Raw genomic sequence first — 12,026 nt, 5'->3', positions numbered from 1 at the left:
CCTGCTCGCGATAGCATCACCGCGGTCCTTCGTGATACTGAGTCGCCTGCATCGCGAGCAGGCTCGCTCCCACCATGCTTATTTTTTCTTCAGGCAATCGCTCATGAAGGTTTTACGTGCATCACCCGTGAGGGCCTGGGTGGCGGCGGTGGCGTTGCAGGTTTTCATCTTTTCTTGTTGAGGGGTCATGGGCTTGGCGGCATCGGCGGCCGGCGCGGCTTTGAGGCAGGTGCTCATGAAGGCTTTGCGCTCGTCGCCCTTGAGGCTTTTGGCGGTAGCGTCGGCATTGCAGGTGGTCATTTTGTTCTGCTGGGCAGTGGCGGCGAAACCCTGGGAGCAGAGCAGCAAACCGACCATCAACAACGGGGCACGCAACATCTTCATGGAGTGTTCTCCTTGTTACCGCACCGATGGATGCGGCCTTGTTTCGGAGTGTAGACAAAGCCTGTTACACGTTCACCTGCTATCGAGGTGGCTGCGTCGATATTGCTCAGGTGTGCACCCGGCCTGACGCTGAAACATCGCGATGAATGCCGAGCCGGTGCTGTACCCCATGTCGAAGGCGATTTCCTGAATGCTGCGCTGGCTATCGAGCGCTTCGATCGCCGCCAGAAACCGCAACCGTTGCCGCCACTCCCCGAAACTCATGCCCAACTCGCGGACAAACTGCCGGGCCAACGTGCGTTCGCTGACGTGAATTTGCGCGGCCCAGTGCGCCAATGGTCGGTTATCCCCAGGCTCGGCCTGCAAGGCCTCAAGAATTCCAAGCAACCCGGGACTGCTGGCGTAAGGCAAATAACACTCATGCATCGGCGCCTGTTGCAGTTGGTCCACCAACACTTGAGCCAGACGCTTGTCAGCGTCGTGCTCAGGAATTTTCACATCGCGGGCGGCGAAGTCTTTCAGGATCGCCTTGAGGATGTCGCTGATCGCCAGGGTGCAAGCCTGCTGCGGCAGATCACGGCACAGCGCCGGCGCAAGGCAGACCGCGCGATAGTTGATCGGCTGATTGCTATAGAAACTGTGCTCGGTCCCGGGCGGCACCCACACCGCGTATTGCGGCGGCGACATGAAGCGGCGGCTGCCGATTTCCATGTGCAAGACCCCATTGGCCGAGTACTCGAGGGTGCCCCAAGGGTGATGGTGGGCCGAGGCGTATTCATGGGTGTTGAAGTCGGCATAACGGAAATAGACCGGGGCCGGCAGCTCGCTGAAATCCAGCAGGTCGATATGTTTGCTGTTCATGCTGTCCGGAATCAGAGGCAGGTTGTCTGGATCGCAGTATAGGCATTGATACAGACAAGCGGATAATCAACCTTCATTAACGGTCTGGTTTTTCCCGATGCAATACGCTTATCCCCTGCTGGCCATTTTCATTTGGGCCGGCAACACCGTGATCAACAAACTCGCGGTCGGCGCGATCTTTCCCGCCGAAATCGGCTTCTACCGCTGGTTGCTGGCCGCAATGCTGTTCACGCCTTTCATGCTTAAACCGGTGATCGCTCACTGGCCGTTGATCCGCCCGAATCTGGGCAGGATTTTCATCCTCGGCGTACTCGGTATGGCGGTTTATCAAAGCCTGGCCTACTTCGCTGCGACGCTGACTTCGGCCACCAACATGGGGATCATTTTGTCGCTGATGCCGTTGATGTCGCTGGCCATGGCGATTGTCAGCCTCGGCCAACGCCTGACCGCCGGTGCACTGGCCGGCTCGGTGTTGTCGTTTGCGGGTGTTTTGGTGGTGGTGTCGTCCGGCAGCCTTGGCGCGTTGCTGGAACACGGGGTGAACCTGGGTGACGCGATGATGCTGATCGCCACGCTGGCGTATGCGATTTACAGCACCCTGCTGAAAAAATGGCAGCTGCGTTTGTCGCCGCTAGTGTTGTTGTATTTACAGGTGTTGGTCGCGGTGGTGGTGCTGTTTCCGCTGTTCCTCGCCTCACCGAAAGTCGGCCCGACCCTGCAGAACATCCCGCTGGTGCTCTACGCCTGCCTGCTGGCCTCGATGCTTGCACCGCTGGCGTGGATGCAGGCCGTGGTGCGCCTGGGACCAAGCCGGACCACGCTGTTTTTCAATCTGCTGCCATTGATCACCGCGCTGATTGCGGCGGTGGTGCTGCATGAGCAGTTGGCGTTGTATCACCTGGTGGGTGGGGTGTTGACGTTGGGTGGGGTGATTTTGTCGGAGCGCTGGACCACCGTGCTTGGCCATAAGGGCAGTGTTGCCTGATATGACGCTTTCGCGAGCAAGCCCGCTCCCACAGGTTTGGCGTCGTTCTCATTGCCGGCGTCCGACACAAAACCTGTGGGAGCGTGGCTTGCCCGCGAAGAACGATAACGCGGTCCAACTGCCGTTCACACACCGGCTGCCTTCAACCGCGCCGCATGCTCGACAAACAACCTCACCGGCTCTGCCCCCTTGCCCACCAACCCGAGCGATTGGTTGACGATATCGAAGTGATCCATCGGGTATTCATCACCGATCACCGTCCCCAAATGCGAGCTGTAACGCCCGACCATCCCGTCGCAATGCCCCGCCTCACGCACGAAGGTCCTGGCAAACAACCGGCAACTGCGATTGGTCCCGTCGAACAGGTTGCACCCGCGATCGGTCTTGCCCGGTTGTAAAGTCCCGGACCAGGAGTAATAACGCACGCCGTTGACCACTTCCGGGCCGGGCCCGCCCCAGGTTTCAGGCAGCCCCTGTGGATAACGCTGATTGAACAGCGCCACGCCCGCGGTGGTCAGGGATTGATGTGAAGCCGGGATATCCACCGGCAGTTTCGGCCCGCGATAGCCGGTTTCCAGCAGGCACATCAACGCGCTGATCAACCACAGTAAAAAGCTCAGGAGCCGGCCCTTGGCGCTGTCAGCCGGATAATGGGTGTGCAGATGGTCCGCCAGTTCCGAGCCGTGATTCGGCCCGGCTACCGAGGTCACTGAAGCCACTTGATCCGGGCGTTTAGCCGCAGCGTAACGGGCGGTCAGCGAGCCCTGGCTGTGGCCGATCAGGTTGACTTTCTCGGCCCCGGTTTCGCGCAGAATCTCCTCGATCCGTGTCAACAATTGCTCGCCGCGCACCTCGGTGGAGTTGAGCGGCGAGACCTGCACCGCAATCACGGTCGCCCCATCCCGGCGCAGCGCCGAAATGATTCCGTACCAATAGGGATAGAGCAGCAAACGGATAAACCCGAGCATCCCCGGGACCAGTACCAACGGGTAACGCGTGGCGGAACCTTGCGACATGGATGAACATCCTTGTGATCGGTGAGATGAAGCAAGGCTGGATGCAAGGCGTCAGCCAAGCATCGTCACCCAAGATGACAACTCAACGACCAGTCTATGACATCGCTCACTTCAACCCCACCACGCCCGCCACTATCAGCCCGACCGACACCAGCTTGAGCGCGGTCAGGCTTTCGCCAAGCAGCGCAAAGCCGAGAAACACCGTGCCCAGTGAACCGATGGCGGTCCAGATCGGGTAGGCGATGCTCACCGGCAATTCGCGCATGGCCAAGGTCAGAAAGTAAACCCCGCCCACCGCGGCCACCACCGTCATCACTGAGGGCCAGAGCCGGGTGAAGCCTTCGGCATACTTCATGCCCATGGCGAAGGTCACCTCGAACCCGGCGGCGATCAGCAAGAACAACCAGGCCATCTAGAACTCCCTGGCCAGCGCCAGCAATCGCTGCTCGGCCTCGGCCACGGACACCTGGAAAGTTCGTTCGGCAGATTCTTCGCCCTCGGCGGCGACAACGGTGACGTCGGTGATGCCGATGAACCCCAAAGCGGTGCGCAGAAACGGATCGGCATGGTTCATCGCCTCAAGTTCACCACCCGGCCCGAAGCCGAACCCACCGCGACTGGTGACGATCAACGCCTTCTTGCCCCCCACCAGCGGTTCGTACTGCGCGATGCCGTTGTCCAGGGTGTGATTGAACGTCAGCCCGAGTCGCACAATCTGGTCGACCCAGGCCTTGAGGCCGCTGGGCACGCTGAAGTTGTACATCGGGGTGGAAATCACCAACAGATCATGGCCGAGCAACTCCCCCACCAATTCATCGCTCAGTGCCAGGTCGGCCTGCATCGACAGCGGTCGCGCGTCAGGTTCTGGATGAAAAGCGGCCGCCACAAAGGCTTCGTTGACGGCCGGGATCAACGCCCGACCGACTTCACGGCGGGTCAATTGCGACTGTGGGTTGCGGACCTGCCAGGCGGAAAGAAACACCTCGGCCAGACGCCGCGAATGTGAACGATCGCCACGGGGGCTGGCGTGAATGGCAAGAATTCTACTCATCTGAATCTCCTTGAAGGGCTAAACTGAAACGGCTTGTGCTTGCAGCTTGAAGCGCGTGACTGTCTATCTTCAAATGAACAAAAATCAGTCTGGATGAATCCATTTCATCCATGGAGTTCTAAAATGTTTGCCTCGTTGCCGCTGACCGCCCTGCGTGCCTTCGAATCCGCCTCGCGCCTGCTGAGCTTCAAAGCCGCCGCCGAAGAGCTCTCCGTGACGCCGACGGCGGTTTCCCATCAGATCCGCTCCCTGGAAAGCTGGCTCGGCGTGCCGTTGTTCGAGCGACTGCCACGGCAGGTGCGCCTCACCGAGTGCGGCGAACGGCTGTTCCGCAGCCTGCACGGCGCCCTGCTGGAAGTGGCGCAAAGCGTCGATACCTTGCGCCCGCAACGCAGCGGCACGAGCCTGACGATTTCCACCACGGCTGCGTTCGCCGCCCTCTGGCTGGTACCGCGGCTGGGGCGTTTTTACGCCCGCCATCCAAACATCAGCCTGCGCCTGGACACTCACTGTGAAGTGATCGATTTACATCAGGACGCCAGCGTCGATCTGGTGGTGCGTTACAGCCTCGACGATTACCCGAACCTTTATGGTTTGTGCCTGTTCGATGAATCCTTCGGGGTCTATGGCTCGCCTGAACAAGTGGCCCTGGCGGCCAATCGGGTACCGACCCTGATCAGCGTGCACTGGCACAACTCCAAGCTGTACGCCCATGGCTGGGAGGCTTGGTGTGCACGATCCGGCGAAACCTGGCTGACCGAACAACCGGCGGTGCGTGAGTACGACGAAGAGCATTACGCCCTGCAAGCCGCCATCGCCGGACAAGGCCTGGTGCTGGCGAGCAACATTCTGGTGTCGGAAAGTGTGGCCAGCGGTTTGCTGCTGCCTTATCGAGGGGATATTCAGGTCGACGGGGCCGGATACAGCGCACTGTGCGTACCGGGCCGCGAACGGCATCCGCCGGTGCGGGCATTTTTTGCGTGGTTGCAGGAAGAGACTCGATTGTCTGGTCTATTGCCAAGATCGCAGCCTGCGGCAGCGCCTACGGGAGAACTCGTTCCTCTGTAGGCTTCGATTGCATTCTGAAAGATCGGTAGCGTCGGGCATATCGCCATCGCGAGCAGGCTCGCTCCCACATTTTTCCTGTAAACACAGGTCCATTGTGGGAGCGAGCCTGCTCGCGATGGCGTCTTCACAGACGCCGAAAGTTACTGGGTGGGCTTGACCGTCACCGGCGCCTTCCCGGCCTTCATCTGCTCCAGCAACGGCGCACACTGATTCGGCTCACCACCGCTGGGCGCTATCAGCGCCAGCAAGCCCGCCGCCGGCGCGGCAATCACACCCAGCGCAACCATCCCGGCCCCGCGCAGCATTAACGGCACCGGTTTCACGCCCGCATCCGGCTTGATGAACTTTCCTCGCACATACAGCGGCGAACGCAGTGAAATCAAACGCCAGCCCTTGGATTCCGGGGAGATAGTCAGATCCAGTTGCTCGGTCGCCATGTTCGCCGTGCCGTCGACATAGACGATTGCATTCTCGGTATCGAAGACGAACAGCCGCGTGGTCGCCAGACCGGCCTTGATCTCGAAATCGGCCGCCGCGCAGTTGATCTTCACTTCCTTGTCGCCAAAGATCTTGCCGACCACATAGTTGCCGACGTTGAGCCCCGCCAACTCCATCAACTCACGACTGATCGCGCCGTCATTGATCAGCATCTTCAAATTACCGTCGGCAGTGCCCAGCAGTTTGGCCACCGAGTTGCCCCGCCCAGTAAGGTCGGCATCGCCATTGAGCTCACCGAAACTGGTTTTCATCCGTTCCAGGGTGGGGAACAGCTGCTTGAGCTTGAACTTGCGCGCGGTCAGTTTGGCCCGGCCTTCCAAAGGTTCTGCGCGCCCGTTCAGACGAATCTGCGCATCCAGATTGCCGCCAGCCACGCCGAAACGCAGGGGCTCGAGGCTGAGCACACCATCCGTCAGCACCAAGTGCGTGTAGAGATCGTTGAATGGCAGTTTTGCGCTGTGGACGATGCGTTTTCCGGTGAATTCCACATCTGCGTCCATGTCGCGCCAACGTTCAGTCCTGAATTCCTCGACGGGTAACAGCTTGTCTGCCGGCTGCTTGCTTTCACCGCCGCGGGCCTCTTGCCTGGCGTTGGAATCGGCACCGATCAATGGGGCCAGGTCGGTAAACAGCAGTTGATTGGACTCCAGCGCCCCGCTGAGTTTGGGCCTCGGCTGGCTCGCCACGTAGGTCAGGTTGCCATGGATGTCGCTCTCGCCGATCTTGCCGTTGAACGCCTCATAGCGGTACACCGCCCCGCCCGGCTCATGCAGCTTGGCAATCAAATGCCCGTCGGTGGCGTACGGCGGGGTATCCGGAAGCGTTACGCCGATCAGTGGATAGAGATTGCCCAGGCTGGCACCGGCCAGTTTCAGGCGCAAATCCAGGGCGCCGAGGTTCAATGGATCGGTGAGCGTACCGGCCAGCTCGACGCTGGTGTCGGCGATCTTCACTTGCGCCTGAAGCGAGAACGGCTTGGAGGCGTCCTGTAAAGCCAGCAGGCCGCCGGTCTTGCCCTCGCCCGCGAGATTCTGACCGTGGTATTGGCCTTTGACCTTCAATGCGAATGCGTAATCCTGCGGCGAACCGCCCTTTTCAACCGCTTTTTTTGCCGCTTTGTCTCCGACAATGTCGCTGAACGGAATCGGTTTTCCCAACGGATCGATGAGCAGATCAAGCTGAGTCTTCAGCTTCTGGTCGTCGAGCGTGACGTGGCCCTTGTCGAAGCCTATGGCGCCGATGTCCAGCACCCAGTTCGAAGGTTCGGTGTTCGGGTCTTTGGGGTCGAACTTGAACGTCCAGTTGGCGCGGCCGTCGGCCAGACGCTGCAGGTCGGCATTGGGTTCGCTCAGGTCGATGCGCGGGATCACCACCCGCTGCGCCAGCAGGGCCAGCGGTGAAATGCGCAGCTCAACGCGTTTGAGGGTGGCCATCTGCGGTTGTTTCGACCAGTCCGGATTGCCCAGGGTCAGGTCCTCAGCCACCACATGCGGCCACGGCACCCAGGCCCGCCAGCCGCCCTCATCAGACTCGCGCTGCCAGACCACCGCAAAGTTGCCATTGATGGCGAACGGACGATGCAGTTCTTCGGACACTTTGTCGCTCAGGGGCAGTTTGATTCGGTTCCAATCGAAGAACGCGATGATCAGCACCAGGACGGCCAGCAGGACAACGAGGCTGGCGAAGGTCCAGGCAAGAATTTTACGAGTGCGCGTCATTGCACAGGGCTCCTGAATACGACTGAGCGCCCCGACAGCGACGCACTGATGAAACGTTAGGCCAGAACCGGCCTGCCATGACATCTAGGACTGGGAAATGGCGCGCAGGTTTAACCGAATAAGCACTTAACACTCAAATAATCGGCCGGGGACATCCTGCCCCCTCATCCGGCGTTACCGCACCCGCACTTTTGCGAGGCGAGAGTGGGTCGAAAACACCCACCTCAGTGCAAAAAAGCTCGCCGGAAACAACCGTTCTAGAGCGCTGCGGCCGAACAATCAATTCTGTTGATTATTACCATTGCGTTTATGAACTTTTATATCGATTTCTCGAGAGTAGCATTGCCCTCGTACCCACTTTATCGCCCTCCCAAGGAGCAACCCATCATGAAACGCGAATTACTGCTTAGCCTGACCCTCTCGATGTTAGCCAGCACCGCTTTTGCTTTGCCGGCTGCTGATCAAGCCACTCCACAAGTCAAAGACAGCCGCTCGGTGTTCAGCCAGACCGTTGCCGCCGATGGTTCCGACCGCACACCACAGGGCCAGACCTTGGCCGAAGGTGGTAATGATCGCCTGAAAGAAAAAGGCCTGATCACTCAAGATGGCTCGGATCGCACTCCACAAGGTCAAACTCTGGCCGCTGACGGTTCCGATCGCACGCCACAAGGCCAAACCCTGGCTGCTGACGGTTCCGACCGCACTCCACAAGGCCAAACTCTTGCTGAAGGTGGTTCCGATCGCACTCCACAGGGTCAAACCCTTGCTGAAGGTGGTGGTGACCGTGTGATCGAACGCAACAGCGCTGTGAGCTAAGCCCATGGCGGCCCCGAAAAAAAGCCCAATCTGCGGATTGGGCTTTTGACTTTATAGACGCTGCATTTCCCCGCGTGATCTCCCGATAGTCGTTCGACGCAAGCGAAGCCGATTTGCTAGAGTGCGCCGCTGTCTTGTCCAGAAAACACCCTTGCGATGCTGCCCCGCGCCGAACAGAAACAACAGACCCGCAACGCCCTGATGGACGCTGCCCGCCACTTGATGGAAAGCGGCCGAGGATTCGGCAGCCTAAGCCTGCGCGAAGTGACCAGAACCGCCGGGATCGTACCCACCGGTTTTTACCGGCATTTCGCCGACATGGATGAACTGGGCTTGGTGCTGGTGAGCGAAGTCGGTCAGACCTTCCGTGAAACCATCCGCCTGGTGCGCCATAACGAGTTCGTCATGGGTGGCATCATCGACGCCTCGGTGCGGATCTTTCTCGACGTGGTTACCGCCAATCGCTCGCAGTTCCTGTTTCTTGCCCGCGAGCAGTACGGCGGCTCACTGCCGGTGCGCCAGGCCATTGGCCGCTTGCGCGAAGACATCAGCTCGGACCTGGCGGCGGACTTGTCGCTGATGCCCAAACTGCAGCATCTGGACATCGCAGGCTTGAGCGTCATGGCTGATCTGATTGTTAAAAGCGTGTTCGCCACCTTGCCGGACATTATCGATCCGCCGGCGCAGGCGTTGCCGGATCATCTGACGCCTCAAGCGAAAATCACTCAGCAGCTGCGGTTTATCTTTATCGGCCTCAAACATTGGCAAGGGCTCGGTAGTACCGAGTAACCCCCTTTGTCACTGATGATCGTTCCCACGCTCTGCGTGGGAATGCCTCAATGGACGCTCTGCGTCCGCTCTTGGGACGCAGAGCGTCCCGGGCTGCATTCCCACGCAGAGCGTGGGAACGATCTGGAGCACCGCGCACGCACCAACTTTGCGCACAGCCCTCCCCGCACGCACCAATCCCAGCCAAAGCACGCCACTTCCTGAATCATCCCCCCGCACTCCGACAGGCATTTCCCACGTCGCACCCGATTGGCAAGCCCCTTGCTCTATCCCTGAGCATTGTCCATTGCTGGAAGCCTTCCGATGCTGGTGATTCATCGCAGAATCGACCCTCAACCCGTCTGGGCCGCCGAGTTGCACCTGGCCTTCGAAGCCCGGAGCAAAAGCCGCTTGCGCTGTTTCAGTGCCGAGGGCGAAGACGTCGGGTTGTTTTTGGAGCGCGGCCAGCCGCCACTGTATGACGGTGAATGCCTGCAAGCCGAAGACGGGCGCGTGGTTCGCGTCTGTGCTCGCCCCGAACAACTGCTGCACGTCACCTGCGCCAACGCTTTCGAACTGACCCGCGCCGCCTATCACCTGGGCAACCGCCATGTGGCCCTGCAGGTCGGCGATAGCTGGTTGCGCCTGCTCGACGATTACGTGCTCAAGGCCATGCTCGAGCAACTAGGCGCCAAAGCCGAGAATATCGAAGCGCCATTCCAGCCGGAACACGGTGCCTACGGCGGCGGCCATCACCATTCGCGGCACGGTGACGAGGATTTCAACTACCCGCCGAAACTGCACCAGTTCGGCGTGCGCTTATGAACCCGGCCTGGGCGCTGCTGCGTCTGGCCAGCCCGCAGCTGCCGATTGGCGGCTACAGCTATTCCCAGGGTTTGGAGATGGCTGTGGATAACGGCCGAGTGGACGATCCCGACAGCGCGCGGCGCTGGATCAGCGATCAGTTGCTGCTGAACCTGGCGCGCTTCGAAGCGCCGCTACTGCTCGCCCATTGCACTGCTGCGGCCGAAGAAAACTGGGCCGAACTGCTGCAACGCTGCGAAGAACATCGCGCCAGCCGGGAAACCCGCGAGCTGCATCAGGAAAGTCGGCAGATGGGTTATTCGTTGAAGCAACTGCTCAACGGTTTACCGGAACTGGATGCGCCGGCCCGGGCCTTTCTCGTCCAATGCCCTGAACCACACCTGGCCCTTGGCTGGGCGCTGGCGGCCCGCGCCTGGCAGATCAGCCCGCAAGATGCGCTGGCCGCCTGGCTCTGGAGCTGGCTGGAAAACCAATTGGCGGTGTTGATGAAAACCCTGCCCCTGGGCCAGCAAGCCGCGCAGCGCCTGACCAGTGAACTGCTGCCGCTGCTGCAACAGGCGCAGCAAGACGCCACCCGAATCAACCCCGAACACTCTGGCAGCGCCGCTTTCGGCCTGTCCCTGGCGTGCATGGCCCATGAGCGCCAGTACAGCCGTCTGTTCCGTTCCTAGGGCCTGTTACTTTGGAGAATCACATGAACACACAACCTCTGCGCGTCGGCATTGGCGGCCCGGTCGGTTCCGGCAAAACCGCCCTGACCCTGGCCCTGTGCCTGGCCCTGCGCGACCGCTACAACCTGGCCGTCGTGACCAACGACATCTACACCCGCGAAGACGCCGACTTCCTGGTGCGCAACGAAGCGCTGGCACCGGAGCGGATCATCGGTGTGGAGACCGGCGGCTGCCCGCACACCGCGATCCGCGAAGACGCCTCGATCAACCTCGAAGCCGTGGATCAACTGAACCGGCGCTTCCCGGGGCTGGACCTGATCCTGGTGGAGTCCGGTGGCGACAACCTCTCGGCAACCTTCAGCCCGGAACTGTCCGACCTGACCATTTACGTGATCGACGTCTCGGCCGGCGACAAACTGCCGCGCAAGGGCGGGCCGGGGATCTGCAAATCCGATTTGCTGGTGATCAACAAGATCGACCTCGCGCCGCTGGTAGGCGCCTCGCTAGAGCTGATGGACAGCGACACCCAACGCATGCGCAACGGCAAACCGTTCGTCTTCAGCAACCAGAAAACCGGCCAGGGTCTGGAAGCGATCATCGCCTTCATCGAACGCCAGGGCTTGCTGACTGCGGCCTGATCACACTTATCAACAAGGAAGCTTATCCATGACACTGAAACGCATTCTGGGCGCCATGGCCCTGCTGCTGACCCCGGCCATCGCGTTCGCTCATCCGGGCCACGGCGACAATGGCTTGATCGCTGGCATCAGCCATCCGATTGGTGGCCTCGATCATTTGTTGGCGATGGTTGCCGTAGGGTTGTGGGCCGCGCAGCAAAAAGGTCCGGCGCGCTGGGCGCTGCCCTGCACGTTCGTGGGCACTATGCTGATCGGCGGGCTGCTGGGCTTTGAAGGGTTGAACCTGCCGGCGCTGGAGGGCGGGATTGCGGCATCGGTATTGGCGTTGGGCCTGGCAGTGGCTTTGGCGGTGCGTCCGCCGCTGAGCGTGGCGGTGGGTGCGACTGCGTTGTTCGCGCTGTTCCATGGTGTGGCGCATGGCCTGGAATTGCCGGACATGTCCAGCCCTTGGGCGTATGCGGCTGGGTTTGTGGTGGCGACGGCAGCTTTGCATGCAGCGGGATATGCGGTGGTTCGCGTCTTGCCTCAGGCTGCCGCACCACTGGTTCGGTTGGCGGGGGCGGCTTCGGCGGCGACTGGGGTGTGGTTGCTGGCGGGTTGATTCTCTAGCGCCTGAACCAGCCTCTTCGCGGGCAAGCCCGCTTGTATGCTGGGACTTGAAGGGAGGAGGAGGGACAAAGCCCGATTCTGACTGTTGACGCAGTACAGATCCGTGGGAGATTTCGCC

At 60.6% G+C, this 12,026-nt stretch carries 14 protein-coding genes; 8 read left to right on the top strand and 6 right to left on the bottom strand.

What is annotated here, in order from left to right; all coding sequences use genetic code 11:
* Positions 1-78 precede the first annotated feature (78 nt).
* Entirely contained in the window at positions 79-384 is a 306-nt protein-coding gene (locus tag ACZ9IM_RS26285; protein ID WP_038978747.1) for a PsiF family protein, read from the bottom strand.
* Positions 385-456: 72 nt separating this feature from the next.
* The gene (locus ACZ9IM_RS26280) at positions 457-1,245 is read right to left on the bottom strand and encodes an AraC family transcriptional regulator (protein ID WP_008068941.1); all 789 of its coding nucleotides are present in this window, start codon (positions 1,243-1,245) and stop codon (positions 457-459) included.
* A gap of 97 nt (positions 1,246-1,342) precedes the next feature.
* Between ACZ9IM_RS26280 and ACZ9IM_RS26275 the strand changes: the two genes are divergently transcribed.
* Positions 1,343-2,230, top strand: a complete 888-nt coding sequence (locus tag ACZ9IM_RS26275) for a DMT family transporter (RefSeq protein WP_476225380.1) — start codon at positions 1,343-1,345, stop codon at positions 2,228-2,230.
* A gap of 125 nt (positions 2,231-2,355) precedes the next feature.
* On the opposite strand, the gene ACZ9IM_RS26270 is transcribed toward ACZ9IM_RS26275, so the two are convergent.
* The 3 genes from ACZ9IM_RS26270 to ACZ9IM_RS26260 all read right to left on the bottom strand — a co-directional run bounded on the left by ACZ9IM_RS26270 (position 2,356) and on the right by ACZ9IM_RS26260 (position 4,297).
* Positions 2,356-3,246, bottom strand: coding sequence for an esterase/lipase family protein (locus ACZ9IM_RS26270; protein ID WP_476225379.1), 891 nt, complete (start codon positions 3,244-3,246; stop codon positions 2,356-2,358).
* A 106-nt stretch (positions 3,247-3,352) separates the two neighbouring features.
* On the bottom strand, positions 3,353-3,658 hold the full coding sequence (locus ACZ9IM_RS26265) for a DMT family transporter (protein ID WP_052965895.1): 306 nt from the start codon (positions 3,656-3,658) through the stop codon (positions 3,353-3,355).
* Positions 3,659-4,297, bottom strand: a complete 639-nt coding sequence (locus ACZ9IM_RS26260) for an FMN-dependent NADH-azoreductase (RefSeq protein WP_427625151.1) — start codon at positions 4,295-4,297, stop codon at positions 3,659-3,661. It abuts the gene before it with no gap.
* Positions 4,298-4,420: 123 nt separating this feature from the next.
* Here ACZ9IM_RS26260 and ACZ9IM_RS26255 point away from each other — a divergent pair, with 123 nt between their 5' ends.
* Positions 4,421-5,365 carry a LysR substrate-binding domain-containing protein gene (locus ACZ9IM_RS26255; RefSeq protein WP_427625150.1) on the top strand — a complete coding sequence of 315 codons (945 nt, stop codon included), beginning with the start codon at positions 4,421-4,423 and terminating at the stop codon, positions 5,363-5,365.
* A gap of 140 nt (positions 5,366-5,505) precedes the next feature.
* Here the strand turns inward: ACZ9IM_RS26255 and ACZ9IM_RS26250 are convergent, their stop codons facing one another.
* Positions 5,506-7,581 carry an AsmA family protein gene (locus ACZ9IM_RS26250; protein ID WP_427625149.1) on the bottom strand — a complete coding sequence of 692 codons (2,076 nt, stop codon included), beginning with the start codon at positions 7,579-7,581 and terminating at the stop codon, positions 5,506-5,508.
* A gap of 387 nt (positions 7,582-7,968) precedes the next feature.
* Here ACZ9IM_RS26250 and ACZ9IM_RS26245 point away from each other — a divergent pair, with 387 nt between their 5' ends.
* From ACZ9IM_RS26245 to ACZ9IM_RS26220, 6 genes are all read left to right on the top strand, one after another.
* Complete coding sequence (locus ACZ9IM_RS26245; RefSeq protein WP_476225378.1) at positions 7,969-8,397, top strand: hypothetical protein; 429 nt, start codon at positions 7,969-7,971, stop codon at positions 8,395-8,397.
* Between the two features lie 156 nt (positions 8,398-8,553).
* A complete protein-coding gene (locus ACZ9IM_RS26240) occupies positions 8,554-9,186 on the top strand; it encodes a TetR family transcriptional regulator (RefSeq protein WP_007902733.1) in 633 nt (210 codons plus the stop codon).
* 303 nt (positions 9,187-9,489) lie between these two features.
* Positions 9,490-9,990 carry an urease accessory protein UreE gene (gene ureE / locus ACZ9IM_RS26235; RefSeq protein ID WP_476225377.1) on the top strand — a complete coding sequence of 167 codons (501 nt, stop codon included), beginning with the start codon at positions 9,490-9,492 and terminating at the stop codon, positions 9,988-9,990.
* The gene (locus tag ACZ9IM_RS26230; RefSeq protein ID WP_427625144.1) at positions 9,987-10,661 is read left to right on the top strand and encodes an urease accessory protein UreF; all 675 of its coding nucleotides are present in this window, start codon (positions 9,987-9,989) and stop codon (positions 10,659-10,661) included. The genes ureE and ACZ9IM_RS26230 overlap by 4 nt, the downstream gene beginning before the upstream one ends.
* A 23-nt stretch (positions 10,662-10,684) precedes the next feature.
* The gene (gene ureG / locus ACZ9IM_RS26225; RefSeq protein ID WP_007902730.1) at positions 10,685-11,299 is read left to right on the top strand and encodes an urease accessory protein UreG; all 615 of its coding nucleotides are present in this window, start codon (positions 10,685-10,687) and stop codon (positions 11,297-11,299) included.
* Between the two features lie 28 nt (positions 11,300-11,327).
* The gene (locus tag ACZ9IM_RS26220; protein ID WP_427625143.1) at positions 11,328-11,900 is read left to right on the top strand and encodes a HupE/UreJ family protein; all 573 of its coding nucleotides are present in this window, start codon (positions 11,328-11,330) and stop codon (positions 11,898-11,900) included.
* Positions 11,901-12,026 lie beyond the last annotated feature (126 nt).

The organism is Pseudomonas sp. TE12508 (assembly GCF_056279485.1).
This window is presented reverse-complemented; position numbering and strand designations above follow the sequence as displayed.